Genomic DNA, 22,174 nt, shown 5'->3' on the forward strand with positions numbered 1-22,174 from the left:
CATAACGATCACAACCATAAATTGCGTCGAACAATACCAACGGCAGCAAATCACTGATGAGTACGGCACCGGGTAAATGGTGCCCCTGAGACAACGGCGTCCAGGCAGGCTTCTTTTGAAGCTGGCTTGGGCGCTTTTTGCTTTTTAACGCGGGAGGAAACTGCCATGCCACAGGTCAATCGGCTCGCCCGAACCACCTGCCCCTACTGCGGCGTCGGCTGCGGCGTGACTGCAACGCTTGAAAGCGGCCAGCTCATTGCCGTCGAGGGGGACCGCGAGCACCCAGCCAACTACGGCCGCCTATGTGTGAAAGGCACCGCGCTGCACGAAACGCTCGGCGCACAGGGGCGCTTGCTGATGCCCCGCGTGGATGGACAGGAGGTCTCCTGGGAGCAAGCACTCACCGTCACCGCCGAACGCTTGCAGGCCCAGCGCACTGCCCATGGCCCGCAGACGGTGGCGGCGTACTTATCCGGCCAGCTGCTGACCGAAGATTATTACGTCGCCAACAAGCTGTTCAAAGGTTTCTTGGGCACCCCGCATTTGGATACCAACTCGCGGCTCTGCATGGCGTCCGCCGTGGCGGGCTATAAACGCGCCTTTGGGGCCGATGCGGTACCCTGCAGCTATGAAGACCTCGAAGAAGCGGAACTGGTGGTGCTGGTGGGGTCCAACCTTGCCTGGAATCATCCGGTGCTCTATCAGCGTTTGAAGATAGCCAAAGAGCGCAACCCGTTGATGCGGGTCGTGGTGATCGACCCCCGCGTGACCGACACTTGTGAAATGGCCGATCTTTACCTGGGTATTCGTCCGGGTAGCGATGCGTACCTGTTCAACGGGCTGCTGGCGTGGATGGACGACCATAACCGATTGGATGCCGTGTACTTAGAACGCCACACCGAGGGGTTAGACGACGCGCTGGGCGCTGCCAAGCAGAGTGCAGGCAGCGTGGAAGCCGTTGCTCGCGAATGTGATGTGGATCCTGAACGCCTGGAAACCTTCTATTACTGGTTTGCCAGCCAGCTTCACGTGGTCACGCTCTACTCTCAGGGGGTGAATCAATCCTCCAGCGGTACCGACAAGTGCAACGCGATCATCAACTGCCATCTAGCGGGCGGAAAAATCGGCCTGCCGGGGGCGGGGCCGTTTTCGATCACCGGCCAGCCCAACGCCATGGGCGGGCGGGAAGTAGGCGGGTTGGCCAATCAGCTGGCGGCGCATATGGATTACCACACCCCGGGCGCGCGTGAGTTGGTTAGCCGCTTCTGGACTACCCAGCACTTAACGCCCGTACTACCGGACGCCCCGGGTTACAAGGCGGTGGAGCTCTTTGATGCCATCGAGCGCGGCGAGATTACCGCCCTGTGGGTGATGGCCACCAATCCAGCAGTGAGTATGCCGGATGGGGAGAAAGTGCGCCGCGCGCTGGCAAAATGCCCGCTGGTGATCGTCTCGGAGTGCGTCGCCAATACCGACCTGCTGCCCTTTGCGGATATCGTGCTGCCCGCGTCGGGCTGGTCGGAGAAGGATGGCACGGTGACCAACTCGGAGCGGCGCATTTCCCGCCAGCGGGGGTTGCTGCCGGCCCCTGGCGAGGCCAAGCACGACTGGTGGATACTCTGCGAAGTAGCAAAACGCTTAGGGTGGGGCGAAGCCTTCGATTACACCCAGCCATGGGAGATTTTCGATGAGCACGCGCGCCTTTCAGGCTATGAAAATAGCGGCGATACCCAGCGGCTATTCGACATCTCAGGGCTGGCAGGCCTGGGCCAATCGGCTTATGATGCGCTCGCTCCGATCCAGTGGCCCGTGACTCAGCAGGCCCCCCGTGGAACGGCAAGGCTGTTCGAAGATGGCCGGTTTGCGACGCCGAACGGTCGCGCGAAACTGCTGCCGATTACGCCGCGCCCGCCCGCGCAGGCGCTGAGCGACGACTACCCGCTGCGTTTGAATACCGGGCGTATACGGGATCAGTGGCATACTATGACGCGTACCGCCCGTGCGCCGCGCTTGATGAACCACCGCGCCGAACCCTTCATCGAGCTGCACCCGGAGGATGCCGCCCAGGCTGGCTTGACGGATCAAGGCTTGGCGAGGTTGACCGCTGCCGCCGGGGAGTACCGTGGGCGGGTTCGAGTCTCCAGCGCCCAACGCCGAGGCGAGGTGTTCGTGCCGATGCACTGGACCGACTGCTTTACCAAGCAGGGGCGCAGCGGCGCATTGATTCAGGGGTATACGGATCCGCTCTCCGGACAGCCGGAAGCCAAACAGGGGGCGGTGGCGGTGAGCACACTTCCCGCTGCGTGGCAGGCGACGCTGCTGCTCGCCAACGGGTTGGATGCGCCATCGTCGCCGTGGTGTCGCAGCGATTACTGGGCGCGGATCCCGATGGCCAGCTGCACGCGGTGGCAGCTGGCGGATAGTCAGCCGGTCGCGGATTGGCTGGCGCAGGTGGCGGCGTGGTGCGGCGTGCCCGCTTCGCTGTGGTGTGACGACCCGGCAACCGGCAGGCTGCGGGCAGCGGGCGTGGTGAACGGTCGGCTTTGCTGGTGGCTGATGGTGGGACCCCCCGACGAGCTGCCCGGGCTAGCCTGGCTTGAAGCGCGCTTCAATGACGCTACCCTGGAGACACGGCACCGTAGACGCCTGCTGGCCGGATGCGACGATGGCGCTGTCGATACGGGGCCGGTGGTGTGTAGCTGCCACCAGGTCGGCCAAGCCTCTATCGTCAAGGCGATTCATGCAGGCGATACCAGCGTCGAAGCGTTAGGCGCACGATTGGCCTGCGGCACCCAGTGCGGCAGCTGCCTACCCGAACTAAAAGCGATACTCGAAGAGGAGCGGCCTCATGCGCGCGCTAAGCAAACAGCTAACACAGAAGTGGCCTGATGCGCTGTGGCGCCTGGCCCAGCGGGCGTGGGCGCCGTTGAGCCGCGATAACGCCCCACGCTTGCGCTTGCCGCTCAGCGGTGCCTGCCAGCCAGGCACCGTCTATTTGGTCGGCGCGGGTAGCGGCGATGTCGAATTGCTGACGCTCAAAGCCGCGCGACTGCTGATGCAGGCAGACGCGGTCGTGTATGACCGCCTGGTTGGGGACGACGTGTTGGGGCTCGTTCCGCCGGGCACCGAGCGCTACTACGTCGGCAAAGCCAGCGGGCATCACAGCATGCCCCAAGCGGAGATCGGTGCGCTGATCGTCTCCCTGGCCCAGGCAGGCAAGTCGGTGGTGCGGTTGAAGGGCGGCGATCCCGGCGTCTTCGGGCGTATGGGCGAAGAGCTTGCAGCCCTGGCAGAGGCGGGGCTGCCCGCCGAGATCGTGCCGGGCATTACCGCCGCCTCCGCCGCAGCGGCGGGGATGGGGATTCCGCTCACCGATCGCGGCCACGCCCAGCAGGTGCGTTTCATTACGGCGCAGCTATGCCGGGAAGGCGGGATGCCGGACTGGGCGTCGCTGGCGCGTCAGGACGAGACCCTGGTGTTCTACATGGGGCTTTCCAAAGTGGCGGCCATTTGCCATGGCTTGCGCCAAGCGGGGCTGCCCGATACGTGGCCCGTCATGCTGGTAGCCAACGCCAGCCAGCCCGAGCAGCAGTCACTGGTGGGCACGCTTTCCGACATACCCGAACGCCTCGCTGCTCGGCCGCTGCCATCGCCTTGCCTAATCATGGTGGGCAGCGTGGTGAGCATGGTGGCCCACAGCCCCGCCGCTCGACTCTCTCAAACGCAGTGCTGAAAGCAGCGTTGATAGCCGAGTCGTGTTCTTTTGCGAAGCGTTTAAAACGCTGGGGTTGAAGTCTTCAAAGGCTCTCCCCATATTCGTTAACATGCTATCAACCAGGCCGTGGAGAGGAGAGTCAGGAGTGCACGACGATGTCTCTAGGCGCGATGTTGGCCAGCAGCAGTACGGTCGGCCATTCGGCATCTCATGGGGCTTGTTGAAAACTACCGTGCTGGCAGGAACCGATGGCGATGCGAATGTTCATAGGAGCGAAGGCTTCCACTGCCCGGTTAAGCATCTCTTAATAAACCAGGAGTATTCTATGAAAAAACACAAGGTTGGCGAAAACGCGCTCAAAGCGCAGTTACGTACCCCTATGTTCAAAATGCAGCAGCAAACGCCGAAGAAAGGGAAGGGCAGCTACTCTCGTAAAGGGCGTCATGCTCAAAGAGGGCATCGCCAAGCCGCTTGAACCAGCGTTTTGGCGATGCCTTCCCCAGGCATCGCTGCAGGCAATTTGCCAGTCTGCAGACTCTCATCAGCTTTTGGCCGACCGCTAGGTCGGCTTTTTTTAATTGGCGACCCGCTGTTCGACGGCAGAGGTGCTGCACACCTCCATACGGTAACCCGACTGATACACGCTGCGCAGGCGCAGCCCATGGCGACCATCTAGCTCCAATTTCCGGCGAAGACGGCTGACATGGGTATCTACCGTTCGTGTCGATACGTCACCTTTAATGCCCCAAACCAGCTCCAGCAAATGTGCACGGCTCAACAGCTCACCCACTTTGGAAAAAAACAGCGTGGCTAGGCGATATTCCCGCTCGGTTAGCTCCACGGCGTGACCGTCGACTTTGATCGTGTGCTCGTCGGTGTTGATCGCAAAAGCGCGCGGGCAGGAAACGGAGGGGCGGGGCGTATCGTAGCCGGCTCGACGGCCCAGTGCGCTAATGCGGGCTAAAAACTCTTTGGGGCGCAGCGGCTTCGCCAGAAAATCATCGGCGCCTTGTTCCAGTGCTTTAACGACGTCGTCTTCACCTTGGCTGGCGGTAATAAATAGAATGGGGCCACGCCAGCCGTCGTTTTGACGAAGGTGGCTTACCACGTCCATGCCGCACCCATCGGGCAGTCGCCAGTCGATAATCAGAAAGTCGAAGCGCTGCTCTTGCGTGGCGCGCCTGAGCTCACTTGCCCTAGCAAAAAGAGAGACCTGATGCCCTGCTGATAGCAAACACTGCTCAATAAATGCCTGTTGGTCGAGATCATCTTCCAGCACACCGATATGCATAGTGAGTTACCTATTTTTATCGTGTGATCAACCTCACACCATGGATGGAAAACTCATGCGTTAATTCTAGTTTAGGTAGGGGGAACGACACAAAGGTTTACAGTTAACGCTTAAGTCGTAGCGCTATACTTCGTTCATTATTTAGGAGGTATAAAATGGCTAAGCGTCTGATTAATAAAACTCTTCTCGTTTTAGTGGGGACATGTGTCTTCAACGCTGCGCAAGCCCTCGATGCGCCTACTGGCACTGTGATTTTAGAAGTGGCGGGCAACATTTCCCAAACTAACGTCGGTGACGAAGCACATTTCGATAAAGCTATGCTGGAAGCATTGACGCAGCGTACCACGAACACTAGCACGCCTTGGCACGATGGGGTGGTGAGCTTTGAAGGGCCGTTGGGAAGGGCGTTATTGGAAGCTGTGGGGGCCGATGGCGAGCAGCTCAACGTCGTGGCGCTCAACGACTACTCCTCCAAGGTGCCGGTTAGCGATTTTTATGATCACGAAGTCATTTTAGCGATGCGCGCCGATGGGCAGCCGCTGAGAGTGCGCGATCATGGGCCGCTGTTCATCATTTATCCCTTCGATGAAACTCCTGCGCTGTTGAACGAAGAAGTCCTTACACGCTCGGTTTGGCAAATCAAGCGGATCGAGGTCGAGTAGTCGTCGCGATGTCTAGGTAAAGACCATGTTGCCTGTCTTGAAACACTACTTTTCGCGTCGTGTGAGGGTCGCGACGTTTTCAGCGATCCTCTTTTTTCTGTCGGCCATCATCACAGGCGGCGTGATTTTCCAGCGGCAACACGCCATCGAAAATCGGTTACTGGAAAACCTCGTATGGACGGGGTATCAGTTCGATAGGGAAGTGCGCGAGTTTCATTTGTTGCTGGTGGATAACCAAGTAGGCAGTGCGACGGCAGAAGACCTATTGCTACGCTTTGAAATACTGTTTAGTCGGAAAACGCTCTTCCAGCAGGGAGAGATAAATTTGGCGGTGTCTAAAATCGAGGGCGTCAATGCACTGGTCGAAAAAGCCGCCGCCGTGATTGATGACATCGACCGATTGATCGAGCCCCTTTGGGAGGATTCAAGCCGTTTAAATGACGAGATGATCCGTCGGGCAATCGACCATACGGCCCGTCTGCAACAAATGACAGGCTCTATCTTAATCGATACCAATGCGAGCGTTGCGCGACTGCGCACGTTAGAGCGGGAAAAGATGACCCAGCTTTATGGGTTAGCTTTGATCCTTCTGCTCTCGCTCATGTTATCGGGCGGTCTGCTAGTTCGCGCCCTGCTCATCGAAGGCAAAATCAGTATTCGCAAGGCCCAAGCGCTAGAGGTGAAGAGCCGAGAGCTAAAAGAGACGGCCAAGCGCGCTGAAATCGCCAGCCAAGCCAAATCCCAGTTCATGGCGGTAATGAGCCATGAGATTCGTACACCCCTCAACGGCGTGGTCGGCATGGCCGATCTGCTGAGTGAAGAAGTGCATTCACCCCGAGGTTACGCGTATTTGTCGGCACTCAAACGCAGTGCCGAGAGTTTGCGCGCCGTGATCAACGATATTCTGGATTACACCAAAATCGAGAGCGGTCGGCTCGATTTGGACGCTCGCCCCTTCGATCTCCATGAGTGTATCGAAGCGCTCTGTACGGGGTATGTGCTGCAAGAGAAGAGTAAGCCGGTCGTGTTCAATTACTCCATCGACCCCTCGCTGCCACGCTTCGTAATGGGCGACATTGCTCGCCTTCGCCAAGTCATCATGAACCTGATCAACAATGCGCTGAAATTTACCGAGGAGGGCTCCGTGACGTTTCATGCGGCACCGGGGGAGGGGCATGACGTACTGTTCGAGGTCCAAGACACGGGATGCGGTATCGATGCAGAAGATCAAGCAAGACTGTTCTGCGCTTTTTCACAAGTAGATACGTCGATCGCGCGCCGTCACGAAGGCACGGGGCTTGGATTAGCTATCTGCAAACGGCTCGTTCATGCCATGGAGGGCGAGATCGGTGTCGCCAGCCAAGTAGGTTTGGGCAGCCGCTTCTGGTTTTCGGTCGCGCTACCGGCAACAGAGGGTTTGGAGGTCTATCATCGCAGCGAACAGCAAGCCACGCTGGTGGACGATCATCATATCCTGGTCGTGGAAGATAACCCGATCAACCAGACAGTGGCGAAAGTCATGCTGGAACAGCTCGGGCAGCGTGTCACGATTGCCGAGAATGGCCAGTCAGCGTTGCAGCAACTTCAAGAGGAGTATGCACTCATCGATCTCGTGTTGATGGATATGCAGATGCCGGTGTTGGATGGCCCTGACACGACGCTGCGCTGGCGGGCCTTCGAAAAGGAGAATGCTCTGCCGAGGCTTCCCATCGTGGCCATGACGGCCAACGTCATGCCCGAGCACCGTGAGCGCTGCTTCGAAAGCGGCATGGATGACATGATCAACAAACCGTTCACGCGAGAAGAACTGTATCAGCTGATTAGCCGCTTTGTTCCCAGCGCTAACGTCAGCATTGGGCGTCTTGAACGACATGGCAGCGACGTCAGCGAGCAAAAGGGCGCAGCAGTTTCCTTTGTAAGTGAGCGTGGTGTGCTGGACCTGCTAGATCGCAAAATATGTGCTGAGCTGCAGGAAGCGTTTGACTCGGTATCACTCAACGCGCTGCTGAACGCCTTTCTAGCTCGCTTAGAGGAGCGTTTGATTCGGCTTCGCGCATGTTGGCTTGCAGGGGACCATGAGTCATTACGTAAAGAGGCACACTCCCTCAAAGGGGCCGCCGCCTCACTGGGCTGTGCTGCGATTGCTGAACAAGCCGCTCTTTTGGAAAAAGGCGCTCACCAGGAGAGTGATGCATCGATCGTGGGATTTTTAGATACGTTGGAAGCGCTGAAATTCACCACGCAGCAAGCCTTGTTGGATCATGGTTTGATAGCCATATAGGAACTGCCGCTTCCAGAGTTGATTCAACGTCGCTTTGAAAGCAGCCGCTACATATTCGGTGGGTGAGGACGAAGCGCTTTAGGCCACCATCGTTTGGTGCCCTAACCACTTCTCGAACTGAGTGGGGGCAAGAGGGCGAGAGATGAAATAGCCTTGACCAACCGGACACTTTGCCTTGGTGAGTAGTGTCTGCTGCTCCGCGTTTTCGATGCCTTCGGCCACGACACTCATTCCCAAACGCGCGCCTAGCTCGACGATGGAGAGCGTAATTGCCTGAGCGTTGGGCTCGCTGTCGATGAAAGAAACGAAACTTCGATCGAGTTTTAATTCATCGAACGGTAATCGGTAGAGCTGGGTCAGCGAAGAGTATCCGGTACCGAAGTCGTCTAGGGCTAACTTGCACCCTCGTTTGCGCAGTTCGTCCAAAATGTGTCGAGCATACCCCAGACACTCTACGCCTACCGACTCCGTCAGCTCCAATGTGACCTTTGTCATATCGATAGGGTATTGGCCACAGAGCGTGTCGAACATGGACAGCATGTTTTCGGCTTTGATGAACGCGGCCGGCACATTGACGGCGATGCTCAGCGGCAGCCCCCGAGCGTGCCAATCGGCCAGCTGTGCAAAAGCGAGCTCTAGAATACACCACGTCAGGGGTACCATCAGCCCGCTTTTTTCAGCGAGAGGAATGAAGCTGTCGGGATAAATCGTCCCGCGCGTTGGATCTTCCCAGCGCACCAACGCTTCAGCCCCCACGACGATGCCAGTTGCCAGTGAGAGCTTAGGCTGCAGCGCAAGGCAAATATGCTGCTGCTTGATGGCCTGGGCTAATTCCCCCACCGAGGGTGGTTTCGGCGAGGCCTCTATCTGTTCGATAAAGTCGCCAAGCCCGGTCATGAGCTTCGCTTTGGGGAGGAACCCCAACATCTTTAGCCCTTTGGCTTTACCTTCGGCAATCGCATGGGCGGCCGTTTCGTCCGAACAACTGCTCAGTAGCAAGATAGGGGCATGAATCTTGAGATCATAGAGATAGTCGAGAATATCCAGCCCCGTAAAATCTCCCAAGCCAAAATCGAGCACGATTAGATGCGTGTTGAGAAGGCCAGGTTGGCGCGCCAGTTCTCCTAGACAACCGGCGGTGGCGACATCAAACCCATGTCGGCTCAGCAGCATTTTTCCAAGCAACTGTATATCGACGTCATCATCGATCACTAACGCACTGGGAGGCATGATGTGTCCTTGCATATAAGAAGCGTTTGTAGGGCAGTGGTGTAGTGCTGCTCAACAAACGCATGGCCAGTCCCGGCAGTGCAAAAGCGCCTTCGGGGGCCAGGGGAGAAACCTGAAGACGCATGGAAACGCCGTTAATTCAAACGAGAAGTGTCATTGATGACATTAGAAAGACTCCCATTGAGGGGCAGGGCGACTCACTAAACTCTTAGGCACTTTAGTTGATAAAGGTAGTGTGCGTTTCATTGTTCGATCAAGTAAGGCTTGGCGCTTCGAATCAACGTTCGAATCACTGTGGCTCAATTTGAAGGAGCCCACTAGCGTACTGAGACGATCTGCCTGTTCTCGTAGCTCAGCAGCGGCGGCACTCGACTCCTCAACCATTGAGGCGTTGTGCTGCGTCATGCTGTCTAGCTCGTTCACCGCGTCATTGACTTGACCAATCCCCACGCTTTGCTCTTTTGCCCCGGCACTAATTTCTGCTACCACATCGGCAACCCGCTCGATGCTTTGCATCATGCTATGCAGCGTGTCGCTGGCGGCTTTTACTTGCGAGACGCCGGAGTGGGTGCGTTCCGCCGACGTGCTAATGAGCTCGGAAATGCTCTTCGACGCTTCACTCGTCCGGCTTGCCAGGATGCGTACCTCTTGTGCCACCACGGCAAAGCCTCTGCCATGCTCCCCTGCTCTGGCTGCTTCGACCGAGGCGTTGAGAGCCAATATATTGGTTTGAAAGGCAATGCTTTCGATCATGGTGACGATGTCACTGATCTGGCCGGACGACTCGCTAATGCTGCCCATGGTTTTCTGAACGCCCTGCATGGCATTCAAACCTTGATGGGCAATGTCTCGGGTCGATAGCGCTAGCTGGTTCGCTTGCTGGGCAGCGTCGGATGCGTTATTCACTACGGCGGCAATTTGCTCCATGGAGGCAGACGTCTGTTGTAAGTTTGCAGCCGCTTGCTCGGTACGTGTGGCCAGTTCTTGGCTGCCTTTAGCGATTTCCGTTGACGCGTGCTGTAAGCTAATCGTGCTGCTGCTGACGGATTGCAGGGTCTCATCGATACGCTGGATAAAGGCGTTGAACGCTACCGCCAGTTCTCCCAGCTCATCTTTACGCTGATTATGAATACGCGCGGTTAAATCGCCATCGCCATCGGTAATTTCTTTAATTCGGAAGCTCACTTGTCGTATCGCTTTAGACATCAATTTAGGGCCGATGAAAGCAATCAATAAGACAACTAAAAAGACGATGCCCGAAAAAGCGAGTGTCGCTGTTTGTTGCGCTTTGATTCTATTTAATACGGTCGTTTCTGCCTCTATTGTTGCCCGCTCAATGCTTTGGTCAGAGATGTCGTACAGTTCGCGAAGGCGCTCGAAACTCTCGAGGGAGCTACCCGATAATGCAGTTAAAGCGGCTTCGATATTTCCCGCATTATATAATTCAAAGACCCGTTGGCTCTCTACCCTCCAGCTGTCATAAAGAGGTTCAAAATTTTGCAGGTGTTCTGTCAGTAAAGGGTAGTTTTGCATTTTCTGAGCATACACTTGCATTCTGTCATAGGCTTGTTGTGCATTCTCTTCAAAGCTTGCAAGCAATTCAGTACTTTTTTCGGAGCTCGGCTCCGTCAATACGTATTCCATCTGTGCTACACGTGCTTGGTATAAGTCGCGATCGGCATTGAGCGTCGCTGACATGGCAGGAATGTAGTTTTCGATAAACGTATTGAGTCGTCCTTTGACCATGTTGACGAGCAACGCATCGGCAATGACGACCGCTAAGAGCGATAAAGCGACAACGATAAAAGCAGCCGCGTATTTAAAGCTGATTTTGTGAATGGTTTTCATTTTGCAGCACCCCCGTGCCTTTTTTGGGATGCTTCAACTATACGATTAGATAAAAGGGCTGGCGATAACGGACAAGCCGGTGTCACTATTGTTTACGTTTGAACAATGGCTCGGGGTAAAGTGTGAATATTTGTCATTGATACCCTTCTGCCTGCAAACGAAACAGCGCCGCATAGCGCCCGTTCGTCTCCATGAGCGTGTCATGGGTACCGCGCTCGATGATGCGCCCTTGGTCGATGACGATGATGTGGTCGGCGCTGCGGACGGTCGAGAATCGATGGGAGATCAGAATCGTCATCTTGTCGCGGCTGTGGTCACGAAAGCGGGCAAAGACATCCGCCTCTGCGGCGGCATCCATCGCGGCGGTGGGCTCGTCCAGTACCAGTATATCGGCCTCTTGGCGCATGTAAGCGCGGGATAGTGCTACTTTCTGCCACTGTCCGCCCGAGAGCTCTTGGCCATTTTTGAACCAGCGTCCAAGCTGGGTGTGGTAGCCGTCGGGCATGCGTGCGATGAAACCATCGGCTAGACCATCTGTGGCGGCCTGTTGCCAGCGCTGTTGATCATCGAAGGCCGCGGTATCTCCTACCCCAAGGTTTTCACCCACGCTTAGCTGGTAACGTACGAAATCTTGAAAAATGACCCCCACTCTTGCTCTGAGCGTTTGGGTATCCCAGTCGTTGAGATCGCTGCCATCCAACAAGATGCGTCCCTGGGTCGGTCGGTAAAGCCGCGTCAATAGTTTGATCAGCGTTGTTTTGCCTGAGCCATTTTCGCCCACCAAGGCAAGGCTACTGCCGGGAGGGATATGCAACGAAATATCGTGCAACACGTCATGGCCACCGGGGTAGGCAAAGCTCACCTGCTCGAAACGCAGACCGTCGCCCTGCACGGCACCTTGGGTCACATGGCCAGCGTCGGCTTCGGTGGGCTGTTCCAGGTATTCATACAAGTTGGAAAGGTAGAGGTTATCTTCGTACATGCCGCTAACGGCGGTGAGGCTGGCCGACAGCGCACTTTGGCCTTGCTTGAAAACCATTAAGTACATGGTCATCTGCCCGAGTGTTAGCGCGCCGACAACGGTTTCGACGACGACCCAACCATAGGCCACGTAGAATGTTAGCGTTCCGAGTAGGCCCAGCATGAAGCCCCAGCTTTCACGGCGCAACGTCAAGCGGCGGTCTTCGCCATAGAGCTGATGAAAAATATCCCGGTAGCGCTGCAGGAAACGCGACTCCAAACCGAACAGTTTGACCTCTTTGATGCTATCCTCTCGGGCCAGTACGGTTTCTAGGTACATCTGCATGCGGGTTTGCGGTGAACGCCAGCGAAATAGCCGGAAAGCATCGCCAGAGAATTTCGCTTCCGAGAAAAATACCGGTAGCGCGCCCACCACTAAGATCAGTAGCGCCCAGGGTGAAAACTGCACCAGTAGAAAAGCAAAGCTGCCAAGTGAAATGGCATTCTGCAGCAGCCCAAAGGTTTTATTGACCAATGCCAGTGGGCGGGTCGAGGCCTCTCTCCGAGCCCGAGTGAGCTGGTCGTAAAGCTCTGAGTCTTCAAACTGGCTAAGCGATAGGGTGCCCGCTTTTTCCAGAATCATGACGTTCACTTTCTGACCGAGCAATGCCCTTAACAGCGACTGTTGGGCCGAGAGACCACGCTGGGCTAACGCCATCAACGCAATGATAGCGCCTTCGAGCGCTACTAGGCCCAGTACCGGCATTAGCGTTGCCCATACATCCGGTTGACGGGCCGCCTCATAACTCTCCATGGCCGCCAACACGCCATCGACGATCAGTTGGCCCACATAGGCGGCCACCGCGGGCAGCACGCCTGCCACCAGCGTACAAAGCGCCAAGCCCAGCATCATCCAGCGTGAGGTTTCCCATACCAGAAACAGAGCACGGCGACTGTAGCGAAACACGCTGAAAAAGCGATTAAATGGGGAGGCAGAAGAAGGAGAGTACGGCATCGTGGCGTAGCAGCATCAATTCAATAGGCTGCCATGATGCGGTGCTTTGGCGTTGATAGCCAGCCTGCTGCCCTTACTCGGGCAGCAGGTGATGAGCTGAAAAGCACTATAGCGGCAGTACTGCCCCATCGGTGCGGGGTTCGGTGCCGCCCTGCAGCACGCCAGTAACAGGGTCGCGGAGAATGATTTGACCACGGCCAAAGCTGATGGAGTCGGCTACCTTGACGATCTTATGGCCGCGCCGGGCGAGCGCCAGTGCCAAGTGGTTGGGGAAGTCGGCTTCCACCTCGACCGTTCTACCCGTGGTCCATTTCCAGCGCGGCATGTCCAGCGCAGCTTGCGGATTCAACTGATCCTCGATCATTGACGTGACCACTTGCACCTGACCCTGGGGCTGCATATAACCGCCCATCACACCAAAGGGCCCAACGGCCTGATCATCTTTGGTGATGAAGCCCGGAATGATGGTGTGATAAGTGCGCTTGCCGGGGGCCAGTGCATTGGCATGTTCAGGATCTAGCGAGAACGACCAACCGCGGTTTTGTAGGCTAATCCCGGTGCCGGGTACTACCATGCCAGAACCAAAGCCTTTGAAGTTACTCTGGATGAACGACACCATATTGCCATCGTCGTCCGCGGTGGCGAGATAAACGGTGCCTCCCTGTAATGGGTTGCCGTGGGCAGGATCCACCGCGTGTTCACCGATCAGCGCCGCGCGTGCCTTGAGGTAAGCATCGTCGAGCATTTGCTCGGTGGTAGGCACCATCTCACTGCGTTCGGTGATGTGTCTGAAGCCATCCATATAGGCAAGCTTGGTGGCTTCGATCCGACGATGCAGGGTTTCAACGGCATCCCCTGGGCACGGGTCTAACCGTTCCAGCATGCCGAGTGCCTGCAGCACGATCATGCCGCTGCCGTTGGGCGGAATTTCCCAAATATCGTGGCCCTGATAACGCACACTGATCGGGTCGACCCACTCGGGCTGATACGCCGCTAAATCCTCTTTACGAATCAAACCACCGTGCTCGCGGGAGAACGCATCGATGGCTTCAGCCAGCTCACCACGGTAAAACGCCTCGGCCTTGGTAACCGCAATGGCAGATAAGCTTTTTGCGTGGCCGGGTGACGACCATAGCTCGCCTGGACGCGGCGCACGGCCTTTGGGAGCAAAGGTATCGAACCAGGGCTTGAATGCCGCATCTGGGTAAGTGGCGTAGTTATGAAAGGCGTCTTCCCACATTTGATGGATCACTGGCGTCACGGCAAATCCCTCTTCCGCCAGTGCAATGGCCGGGGCGAGCAGATCGGCAAACGGCAGTTTGCCAAAGCGCTCGGAGAGTGCCGCCCAGGCAGCAGGGGCGCCGGGCACTGTGACTGGTAACAAGCCGTGGTTGGGCATGGTGTCATGCCCCAGAGATTCGAGGGCCTCGATCGTGGCCGCCTGGGGGGCAGGCCCGCTGGCATTGAGACCGTGTAGCTTCCCATCGACCCATACGATCGCAAACGCGTCGCTGCCAATACCGTTCGAGGTCGGCTCCACGACGGTCAGTGCGGCAGCCGTGGCAATCGCGGCGTCAATGGCGTTGCCGCCCTGCTGCAACATAGTAATACCGACCTGAGCGGCAATCGGTTGAGAAGTGGCGACCATGCCACGCTTGCCAAAGGTAGCCATACGCCGCGAGGCGCTAGGGTAATAGAGAGCGTCGTTATGCATGTTGTAGAATCCTTTGCGTCGATGAGTCATCACTATTGGGATGTCGCGGGTTTTAGGCGTTTCAGTTTGCGGTCTTGATAGAGCGAGAAGACGACCGAAGCGACCGCCAACACTAAGAACAGGGCAGAGAGTGGCCGCGTGAGAAAGGTGAGCCAGTTAGGGTCGAGTTCGAGCGCCCGGAAAAGCTGCCGTTCCAAGTTATTGCCCAACACCACGCCGAGAATGAGCGGTGTGAGAGGAACCCCCGCCTTCCACAGCAAGTAGCCGACGATCCCGAAAATAAACAGCACCCAGATATCAAAGAGGTTGTTATTGAGTGCATAGGCGCCGATCGCGCAGAGCATCAGTACGACGGGCACCAATATTTGTTGCGGAATTAACGAAATTTTGGCGAACCAGCGCACCAGCAGCAGATTACACAGCACCATCACTACCGCACCGATCAAGAGGCTTGCATAGATGGCGCCGACCAAAACGGGGTTTTGCTCAAACATCATCGGGCCTGGCGTAATGCCGTGAAGAATCAGCACGCCCATCATGATGGCCATTGGAAGATCCCCCGGTATGCCCAGTGCTAACGTCGGTACGAACGCGCCGCCCGCTACTGCGCTATTGGAGGCCTCAGAGGCAACGATCCCGTTAGGCGTTCCGGTGCCAAACGTTTCAGGATGGCGGGAAAACTTTTTCGCCTGATCGTAGCTCACAAAGTTGGCAACGGTACCGCCGGTGCCCGGTAGCGCGCCGATTAGGCTGCCGATCAATGACGAGCGTAGGGTGTTGAGTTTTTGGCCCGCCATATCCCTCATGATCTGGCGGTAAGGAATGGCCACGTTCGTATCCACGCCCTTGCCGCCGTCGGGGCCGTCGTGCATTTTTTCGATATTGCCGAGCAGTTGGGAGAAGGCAAAGACGCCAATCATTACGGGTAGCATCTCAAATCCCGAGCTAAGCGCAGGCAGGTCAAAATCAAATCGCAGGTTACTGTTGCGGTCATAGCCGACGGTGGTAATCAACAAGCCTAGCGCGGCGGCCAAGAGGCCTTTCAAGAGCGCGCCATTCGATAACCCGGCTACTAGAGTAAGGGCAAAGAGAATCAGCGCGGTAATTTCCCAAGGGCGGAAATTCATGCTGAAACTGGCAATCAGCGGTCCAAAGAAGACCAGCACGGCCACGCTGATAATCGTGCCCAGAAAAGAGGCCATCACGCCAATGCCTAGGGCTCTGCCGGGTTCGCCCTTTTGGGCCATCGGATAGCCGTCATAAACGGTCGTTATTGATGAAGGTGTCCCCGGTATACCCAACATGACACCCGATACGATACCGCCTGAGTATCCGCCGACAAACACGCCGACCATGAGTGATACGCCGCTCACCGGGTCCATGGCAAAGGTGAAAGGGAAGACCACTAGAATGGCCATGGTCACGGTAAAGCCCGGGATGCTCCCCCCGACAATACCGAACAGCACGCCGAGGATGATCAAGCCCAGGACGGAGATGCTTCCGACCTCGCTGAGTGCTTGAAGAAAGAAATGAGTCATTGGTCGTTCCTCAGCGTTAGGGCAGCCATACGTTCAGGCCATAGCGGAAAATCACGAATACCAGCGGCACGAACGTGCAGCTGATCCCTAGGTTAATCAGCCATTTACGCTTGGTGTCGACGCCTAACAGCAAAGCAAAAGAGGCCACTAAAAAACCGATGGTGGCCACGATATAGCCCAGTAAGGGCAGCAGTACGGCATAAAGCCCAAACAGTATAAAGAGCGCTACGACGGACTTACGCCGCGCGAACCAACCGCTGATCTCCATTCGCCAGGACGCCACGGGAGCAACGCGGGTGAACAGAGAGCGGATCAGCAGCAAAAGCGATAAAAGCCCGATCGTGACGAGTAACATGCGTGGGAACAGGGCAGATCCATAAGGCTGCCAGCTTGTCGGCGGGCGAATGGAGCTCGACTCCACCCACATGACAGCCACCATTACAAGCAGCGCGAGCGCCAGCGCGCGGTCTTTGGTAAGCGTTAGCATTAGCATAGCCTCCAGGTGCTCCCAGGCGCGTTGCCCTGGGAGCATGAGCGAGAAATGACGTCGAAACGCTTAGTTTTGGAAATCGATGTTTTCAGCCGCCGCCGAAAGCGCCGCCTCGTTTTCCTCTAAGAACGCTTGGTAATCCTCGCCTGCCAGGAAGCGTACAACCGAGCCGAACTCATTCTCGATTCGGCTTTGTACTTGCTCCTCCTCCAGTGCTTGACCATAGGCCTCTGCGACGGCATCTAGTACCTCTTGAGGTGTGTCTTTGGGCGCAAAGATACCGCGACTGGTGGAGTGATCCATCTCGATACCTTGCTCCCGAAGGGTCGCTACATCCGGCATGCTGTCTAAACGCTCGGGATGCGCAATCCCGAGAGGCTTGAACGTACCATCTTCATAAAAAGCGCCCCCAGAAGGCAGGTTGAACATGGCAAAGTCCACTTCCTCTGCCATCAATGCCGATACTTGTTGGCCAGTGTCGGGGTAGCCCACTAGACGAACATCGGCCATATCGATGCCAGCCTCTTGGAAAAACTGTGCCCAAAAGAAATGATCGGTAGAGCTTGGAATCATGCTGAAACGAACTTGGCCTGGGTTTTCGCGTACGTAGTCAGCAATATCTGCCGCGCTCTCTACGGGGTGTCCGGCATACGTGGTTGGAATATTGATGGTTTGTGTGAGTAGGGCGATGGGCTCAAACGCGTCGTAGGAGTAATCGACGGTACCGGCGAGCTTTGAAAGCGCAATGGTGTCATGGCTGCCCAGCAGCGTGTAGCCATCGGGCGTGGCGTCCTTGACGTTGCGTGACCCAAGCGTTGCGCCCGCCCCGGCCATATTCACCGGAACGATCGAAGCACCTAAGTGCTGCTCTGCTTCTTGTGATACCAAACGGAAAATAATATCCGTGGCACCACCGGGCCCATAAGGAATGATTAAACGAATATCCTGCTCGGGATAATCCGCGTGGGCAGTGGATAGGAGCGCCAGGCTGGACGTCAGCCCAATGGCGGCGAGTGTGGTACTTAGAGCAAGTTTAGAACGCGTCATTTTTTATACACCTTTTTGATGGAGTTGGTGTGGTGATCCGCTGCGTCAAACAGCGGTGAGGTGAGCGCGTGGTCCCATTTTGGGTTCTTATTGTCTGCAGTGAATCGTCTTTAGTGCACAACAGGTCAGCCGAGAAAGAGCCCTCCATAAACCAAGGCGCCGATAACGACAAAGGCGGGGTGAGTGTTAAAGCGCACCAGGGCAAGAGCCGCCACGACACCCAAGAGCAGTGTGTGGAGTGCGCCGCTTGCGTCGATACTTTCCATAAAAAAGCCGAGGGTGAGCCACGCCATCATCATGGCGATGACGGGGCGTACCCACTGACTCATGCGCTTGACGCGTGGGGAGTCGCGGTGGCGATATAGAAGCCCGAGTGCGCCAAGCATGAGCAGCAGTGAAGGAACTACCGTGGCGGCCACGGCGACGAATGCGCCGCCGATGCCCGCTACCTCGTAACCTACATAGCCCGCCATTTTGGTGGCGATGGGGCTAGGCAGCGCGTTGCCAAGGGCTAGGGTTTCGGCAAAACCTTGTGAAGTCATCCAGCCATAGCGGCCGACGACCTCGGCTTCAATAAGCGGAATGATGGCAGGACCGCCGCCATAACCAATGATGTTGGGGATGAAAAACGCTAGAAATAGATCCCAGTAAATCATGCGGTGCCCTCCACGTGTTTCTTACGCGAAGGGCGTAGCAGTGCCGTGAGTAGAATGGCTCCAATGACCCAGCCAGGGTGCACGCCGAGCCAGTAAATCACCGCACCCGACGCGACCGCCATCACAATGCTGACCCACCAGCCAAGGGCGGCTTTGGACTTATCGAAGAAGTCCCAGGTCAGTTGCGCCATCATGACCATGACCACGGGAATGACCGCTTGCCCCATACCGCGAATCCAGGCGACGTCGCGGTAGCGGCTAAAAATGCCAAGCATCACGATCATGGCCACGATCATGGGCAGAATGACGGCGATCACCGCGGCAGCACAGCCGCTGATGCCCGCGACTCGATAGCCGATATAGCCGGGCATTTTGGTCGCGATAGGCCCGGGTAGGGTATTGCCAATGGCCAACACATCGGCAAACTCTTCATCCGTCAGCCACTGGTGGCGTGTCACGACTTCCGCTCTGACCAGCGGTATCATGGCCGGGCCGCCGCCAAAACCGAAAATACCGACGCGGAAAAAAGCCCAAAAGAGTGCAGTTTGCTTCATGCAGGCAGCGCCTGTAAGGAGATCGATGAGGTCAACAGCATAAATGTCCCTATTTATCGTTTGTTGGTTAAAAAATCGATTATTTTGTCTAAAATAGAATATAGGTGAGCCTACCAAGAGGCGTCAACACCTAGTGTTGGACGTTCCGATAACCGAAGCCTTGCGATGTGACGCAAAAGGACGCCGAAATGAATAAGCACGTGCAGCTTCCCACCAGCAGCGCCTCTAGTTCTATCTACGATGTGCTGCGTCGAGACTTGGTGGGGGGGCGCTTCAAAGCAGGCGAAAAGCTCGCCATCAATGCGCTCAAAGAGCAGTATCAGGTGGGGCTCAGCCCTCTGCGTGAGGCGCTGAATAAACTGGCAGCGTATGGTTTGCTGGTTCAAGAGAATCAGCGAGGGTTTAGGGTACCCAAGCTTACTCGTGAAGAGCTCGATGACATTGCGCGCCTTCGCACCGAGTTGGAAGGAATGGCGCTAGAGCGCGCCATTGCCCACGGCGATGCTGTGTGGGAAGCCGATTTGCTGGCGGCGGCACATCGATTGAAGCGAGCGGATATTACGCTGGACAAAGGCGAGGAGTGGGAGCGTCTGCACACCCACTTCCACCGGACCCTGGTGGCGCCTTGCGGCTCGGTGTGGCTGTTGCGGTTCATCGAGCAGTTGCACGACCAATTCGATCGATACCGGCGTTTAGGCCCCAAGATGCCCACCATTCGACAAGAACTGGATGAGCAGCACCATGAATTGGTGGAGCTGGCGCTCAAGCGCGATGCGCGTGCTGCCCGTGCATTGATGGATGATCATATTCATAAATCCTACGAGGTCGCGCTGGCTCGCTATCAGCAGCACGCCTGACGGGGTAGCGAACTTCGCTGTACACTGGTGGCCAGCGCGAGGCACTCGCCACCTAAAAAGTGCTTACAGCAGGCCAATGTGGGAGTGGAGATGACGCAAGACGCCGATCAGCAAATCGTGGAGCAGACACTCGTTTGGGTGCGCCGGTTTATCGTAGGACACGAGATTTGCCCTTTTGCCAAACGGGAGTTAGAGAACGACACGATACGTGTGGAGGTGGTGCGTTCTAAAAAAGTGGAAGTAGCGTTGGAGGAGCTGGCTGCCGAGATGGTTTGGCTCGACGAGCACCCTGAAACAGAGACGACTTTATTGACGTTTCCGACGCTGTTTAAAAGTTTCGACCACTATCTGGATTACGTCGAGCTGGCGGAAAATCTATTGATCGAACTAGGCTACGACGGTGTGTATCAGTTGGCCACGTTTCACCCTGACTACTGCTTCGATGGCGCAGACCTCGACGATGCCGCCAACTACTCCAATCGTTCGCCCTATCCCATGGTGCACGTACTGCGCGAGGCTAGCGTCGAGCGAGCCATCGCGTTTTACGGAGATACGGCCGCCATCCCTGAACGAAACATTGCCTACTTGACTGCACTGGGCAGCGATGTCGCTGAAGCGCAGTTGCAGGAATGTTTCAAGACGATTCCCCGTAAATGACCAATCGGTGTTTACCTTTGCTTTTGGCCTGATAAAGCGCCATATCGGCTAGCTGCATGACGTGTTCGATATCGTGGCCGTGTTGCGGCCACCACGCTGCTCCCAGGCTGCAACCTACCTGCGCTTGGTGCCCTCCAGGCAGCCGTACCGGGCTGGCGATACGCTGCAGTAGCCGCTGGCTGACATCCGTCACCACATGGGCGCTTTGTTCTGTGGTGCTTTTAAGAATCATCACGAACTCGTCTCCGCCTAGACGTGCCACTACGTCACCGCTGCGCAACGTCGACTTGAGCCGTTGGGTGACCTCGATCAGCAGTAAATCCCCCGCATGATGGCCAAGCTCATCGTTGACCCGTTTAAAGCCATCGAGATCGAAGAGCAGTACGATGACGCTTTGGCGCTGTCGACGTGCCTCGGGCAGCGTATGCTGCAGGTAGTGGTTGAGGAAGGCGCGGTTAGCCAGCCCCGTCAGCGGGTCGGTATTGGCCAAGTCTTCTAAACGGCTGATGGTGCGGCGTTGATCGATCAAGCGCTCGACCATGTCACGCATGGACGTCGATAGCCGTTTGAGCTCGGGGGAGCCGGTTTCCAGCGTCAATTCGCTGCGGCTGGTGGCCGTCTGGATGTTGTCAGCCGCGCGCGCCAGCCGCGTGAGCGGTGCGACTAAGCGAGCGGCCACGATCCAGCCGATGATGGAAAACATCAAGGCCACCAGTAGCCCCGTGCCGAGAATCAGTTCGTAAAGCTGGTCTACCGGCACGAAAGCAGTACTCACGGGCTGCCTGCTCACAGCAACCCAGCCCAAACCTGGGAAGTCTCCGAACCCTTGGCTACGCGCTATTCCCGTGACGTAACGCTGCCCATCTGGCCAGGTTTCGATGGACCATTTGGGCGTGGCGCTGCTGAGGGTCCCTTCCATGAACGCCAGCGATTCACCGACAAGTTCAGTGGGTCCAAGAATCACCGTGCCTTGCGAGGAGAGCAGCAGTAGTTCGGTTTGCTGGGCCCGCAGTTGCGGTGAAAGCATTGAGTTTTTCACCTGTTTTGCCCACTCCCAGCTGAGATGGACGGCGAGCACACCAGTAAAGATGCCCCTCGAATCGGTGAGCGGAGCGGCGATATCGACGAACTGAATGGGCTCGCCCGTGGGGTTGGGGAGTAGCTGGGATAGCATGACGGCATCATGAACATCCCCCACCCATAACGCTTGTCGCCCTTCGATAAATACCGGCCGCTGGGCAATCGACGATCCTTCGAGAAGCCCTCCGGTGGAGGCGATCACCGTGCCACTGGCATTCGTTACGCCAATCCAAGACGGCACGTCATAGTTACGCTGCAAATGTTCGAGCTGGGCGCGCACCGAGGAGGGATCGGTGCGATCGGCAAACTCTTTGATGCCCAACAGTAGGCGCACCTCTTTAACCCGCGCATCCATGCTGCGGCTGAGTTTATCCACCATTTGATACGCGGTATCAGCGCTGCGGTACCCGATATTTTCCTCGAGTTGTAGCGCCGCCTCGCGGGAAGCGACCCAGCTCAGCAGGAGCGTGATGGCAATCACTAACGAGGTGATCAAGCCAATGATGCGGGTGCGCAAAGAGATACGCGTCAGCAGTGAAGGGTGATTAGGCATCGATAGGCCAAGCGAGTCGTCGTCAA

At 56.7% G+C, this 22,174-nt stretch carries 18 protein-coding genes; 7 read left to right on the forward strand and 11 right to left on the reverse strand.

The annotated features are described in order from the left end of the window. Positions 1-165: 165 nt before the first annotated feature. The 3 genes from FHJ80_RS01150 to arfA all read left to right on the forward strand — a co-directional run bounded on the left by FHJ80_RS01150 (position 166) and on the right by arfA (position 4,190). Positions 166-2,889, forward strand: a complete 2,724-nt coding sequence (locus tag FHJ80_RS01150) for a nitrate reductase (RefSeq protein WP_139525228.1) — start codon at positions 166-168, stop codon at positions 2,887-2,889. Continuing rightward, positions 2,849-3,733, forward strand: coding sequence for a uroporphyrinogen-III C-methyltransferase (gene cobA, locus FHJ80_RS01155; RefSeq protein ID WP_139525229.1), 885 nt, complete (start codon positions 2,849-2,851; stop codon positions 3,731-3,733). Before FHJ80_RS01150 ends, cobA begins: the two co-directional genes overlap by 41 nt. A 127-nt stretch (positions 3,734-3,860) precedes the next feature. Continuing rightward, the gene (gene arfA, locus FHJ80_RS17405) at positions 3,861-4,190 is read left to right on the forward strand and encodes an alternative ribosome rescue factor ArfA (RefSeq protein WP_239284624.1); all 330 of its coding nucleotides are present in this window, start codon (positions 3,861-3,863) and stop codon (positions 4,188-4,190) included. A gap of 99 nt (positions 4,191-4,289) precedes the next feature. Here the strand turns inward: arfA and FHJ80_RS01165 are convergent, their stop codons facing one another. Then, positions 4,290-5,006 (reverse strand): response regulator transcription factor, encoded by a 717-nt coding sequence (locus tag FHJ80_RS01165; protein WP_139525230.1) that lies wholly within the window; start codon positions 5,004-5,006, stop codon positions 4,290-4,292. A 155-nt stretch (positions 5,007-5,161) separates the two neighbouring features. Here FHJ80_RS01165 and FHJ80_RS01170 point away from each other — a divergent pair, with 155 nt between their 5' ends. Both FHJ80_RS01170 and FHJ80_RS01175 read left to right on the forward strand, forming a co-directional pair. Further along, entirely contained in the window at positions 5,162-5,668 is a 507-nt protein-coding gene (locus FHJ80_RS01170) for a molybdopterin-dependent oxidoreductase (RefSeq protein ID WP_139525231.1), read from the forward strand. A 25-nt stretch (positions 5,669-5,693) separates the two neighbouring features. Continuing rightward, complete coding sequence (locus tag FHJ80_RS01175; protein WP_139525232.1) at positions 5,694-7,949, forward strand: ATP-binding protein; 2,256 nt, start codon at positions 5,694-5,696, stop codon at positions 7,947-7,949. Positions 7,950-8,027: 78 nt separating this feature from the next. Here the strand turns inward: FHJ80_RS01175 and FHJ80_RS01180 are convergent, their stop codons facing one another. The 9 genes from FHJ80_RS01180 to FHJ80_RS01220 form a co-directional block, all read right to left on the reverse strand. Next, positions 8,028-9,179: an EAL domain-containing response regulator gene (locus FHJ80_RS01180; protein ID WP_139525233.1), complete on the reverse strand. Its 1,152-nt coding sequence runs from the start codon at positions 9,177-9,179 to the stop codon at positions 8,028-8,030. Positions 9,180-9,344: 165 nt separating this feature from the next. After that, a complete protein-coding gene (locus tag FHJ80_RS01185; RefSeq protein ID WP_139525234.1) occupies positions 9,345-11,027 on the reverse strand; it encodes a methyl-accepting chemotaxis protein in 1,683 nt (560 codons plus the stop codon). A 133-nt stretch (positions 11,028-11,160) separates the two neighbouring features. Continuing rightward, positions 11,161-13,002, reverse strand: coding sequence for an ABC transporter ATP-binding protein (locus FHJ80_RS01190; protein ID WP_139525235.1), 1,842 nt, complete (start codon positions 13,000-13,002; stop codon positions 11,161-11,163). A gap of 106 nt (positions 13,003-13,108) precedes the next feature. Then, complete coding sequence (locus FHJ80_RS01195) at positions 13,109-14,716, reverse strand: gamma-glutamyltransferase family protein (RefSeq protein WP_139525236.1); 1,608 nt, start codon at positions 14,714-14,716, stop codon at positions 13,109-13,111. A 32-nt stretch (positions 14,717-14,748) separates the two neighbouring features. After that, positions 14,749-16,254: a tripartite tricarboxylate transporter permease gene (locus FHJ80_RS01200; RefSeq protein WP_139525237.1), complete on the reverse strand. Its 1,506-nt coding sequence runs from the start codon at positions 16,252-16,254 to the stop codon at positions 14,749-14,751. Positions 16,255-16,270: 16 nt separating this feature from the next. Next, a complete protein-coding gene (locus FHJ80_RS01205; protein WP_139525238.1) occupies positions 16,271-16,741 on the reverse strand; it encodes a tripartite tricarboxylate transporter TctB family protein in 471 nt (156 codons plus the stop codon). Positions 16,742-16,810: 69 nt separating this feature from the next. Further along, positions 16,811-17,791 carry a tripartite tricarboxylate transporter substrate binding protein gene (locus tag FHJ80_RS01210; RefSeq protein WP_139525239.1) on the reverse strand — a complete coding sequence of 327 codons (981 nt, stop codon included), beginning with the start codon at positions 17,789-17,791 and terminating at the stop codon, positions 16,811-16,813. A gap of 125 nt (positions 17,792-17,916) precedes the next feature. After that, complete coding sequence (locus tag FHJ80_RS01215) at positions 17,917-18,447, reverse strand: chromate transporter (RefSeq protein ID WP_139525240.1); 531 nt, start codon at positions 18,445-18,447, stop codon at positions 17,917-17,919. After that, complete coding sequence (locus FHJ80_RS01220) at positions 18,444-19,001, reverse strand: chromate transporter (protein ID WP_139525241.1); 558 nt, start codon at positions 18,999-19,001, stop codon at positions 18,444-18,446. The genes FHJ80_RS01215 and FHJ80_RS01220 overlap by 4 nt, the downstream gene beginning before the upstream one ends. A gap of 188 nt (positions 19,002-19,189) precedes the next feature. On the opposite strand from FHJ80_RS01220, the gene FHJ80_RS01225 reads away from it, so the two are divergent. Together FHJ80_RS01225 and FHJ80_RS01230 are read left to right on the forward strand one after the other, a co-directional pair. Beyond that, positions 19,190-19,858, forward strand: coding sequence for a GntR family transcriptional regulator (locus FHJ80_RS01225; RefSeq protein ID WP_139525242.1), 669 nt, complete (start codon positions 19,190-19,192; stop codon positions 19,856-19,858). A 90-nt stretch (positions 19,859-19,948) separates the two neighbouring features. Further along, positions 19,949-20,515: a DUF1415 domain-containing protein gene (locus FHJ80_RS01230; protein ID WP_139525243.1), complete on the forward strand. Its 567-nt coding sequence runs from the start codon at positions 19,949-19,951 to the stop codon at positions 20,513-20,515. On the opposite strand, the gene FHJ80_RS01235 is transcribed toward FHJ80_RS01230, so the two are convergent. Further along, a complete protein-coding gene (locus FHJ80_RS01235) occupies positions 20,493-22,148 on the reverse strand; it encodes a diguanylate cyclase domain-containing protein (RefSeq protein WP_139525244.1) in 1,656 nt (551 codons plus the stop codon). The two genes, FHJ80_RS01230 and FHJ80_RS01235, sit on opposite strands and share 23 nt — an antisense overlap. Positions 22,149-22,174 lie beyond the last annotated feature (26 nt).

Origin of the sequence: Halomonas sp. BL6 (assembly GCF_006228115.1) — a bacterium.
Lineage (GTDB): Bacteria > Pseudomonadota > Gammaproteobacteria > Pseudomonadales > Halomonadaceae > Vreelandella > Vreelandella piezotolerans.

Excerpts from the sequence above, each read along its gene's own strand:
- FHJ80_RS01220 (WP_139525241.1), bottom strand. The coding sequence starts at position 19,001 with ATGAAGCAAACTGCACTCTTTTGGGCTTTTTTCCGCGTCGGTATTTTC.
- FHJ80_RS01180 (WP_139525233.1), bottom strand. The coding sequence starts at position 9,179 with ATGCCTCCCAGTGCGTTAGTGATCGATGATGACGTCGATATACAGTTG.
- FHJ80_RS01215 (WP_139525240.1), bottom strand. The coding sequence starts at position 18,447 with ATGATTTACTGGGATCTATTTCTAGCGTTTTTCATCCCCAACATCATT.
- FHJ80_RS01210 (WP_139525239.1), bottom strand. The coding sequence starts at position 17,791 with ATGACGCGTTCTAAACTTGCTCTAAGTACCACACTCGCCGCCATTGGG.
- FHJ80_RS01170 (WP_139525231.1), top strand. The coding sequence starts at position 5,162 with ATGGCTAAGCGTCTGATTAATAAAACTCTTCTCGTTTTAGTGGGGACA.
- FHJ80_RS01190 (WP_139525235.1), bottom strand. The coding sequence starts at position 13,002 with ATGCCGTACTCTCCTTCTTCTGCCTCCCCATTTAATCGCTTTTTCAGC.
- cobA (WP_139525229.1), top strand. The coding sequence starts at position 2,849 with ATGCGCGCGCTAAGCAAACAGCTAACACAGAAGTGGCCTGATGCGCTG.
- FHJ80_RS01235 (WP_139525244.1), bottom strand. The coding sequence starts at position 22,148 with ATGCCTAATCACCCTTCACTGCTGACGCGTATCTCTTTGCGCACCCGC.
- FHJ80_RS01175 (WP_139525232.1), top strand. The coding sequence starts at position 5,694 with ATGTTGCCTGTCTTGAAACACTACTTTTCGCGTCGTGTGAGGGTCGCG.
- FHJ80_RS01230 (WP_139525243.1), top strand. The coding sequence starts at position 19,949 with ATGACGCAAGACGCCGATCAGCAAATCGTGGAGCAGACACTCGTTTGG.
- FHJ80_RS01150 (WP_139525228.1), top strand. The coding sequence starts at position 166 with ATGCCACAGGTCAATCGGCTCGCCCGAACCACCTGCCCCTACTGCGGC.
- FHJ80_RS01185 (WP_139525234.1), bottom strand. The coding sequence starts at position 11,027 with ATGAAAACCATTCACAAAATCAGCTTTAAATACGCGGCTGCTTTTATC.
- FHJ80_RS01200 (WP_139525237.1), bottom strand. The coding sequence starts at position 16,254 with ATGACTCATTTCTTTCTTCAAGCACTCAGCGAGGTCGGAAGCATCTCC.
- FHJ80_RS01165 (WP_139525230.1), bottom strand. The coding sequence starts at position 5,006 with ATGCATATCGGTGTGCTGGAAGATGATCTCGACCAACAGGCATTTATT.
- FHJ80_RS01205 (WP_139525238.1), bottom strand. The coding sequence starts at position 16,741 with ATGCTAACGCTTACCAAAGACCGCGCGCTGGCGCTCGCGCTGCTTGTA.
- FHJ80_RS01225 (WP_139525242.1), top strand. The coding sequence starts at position 19,190 with ATGAATAAGCACGTGCAGCTTCCCACCAGCAGCGCCTCTAGTTCTATC.
- FHJ80_RS01195 (WP_139525236.1), bottom strand. The coding sequence starts at position 14,716 with ATGCATAACGACGCTCTCTATTACCCTAGCGCCTCGCGGCGTATGGCT.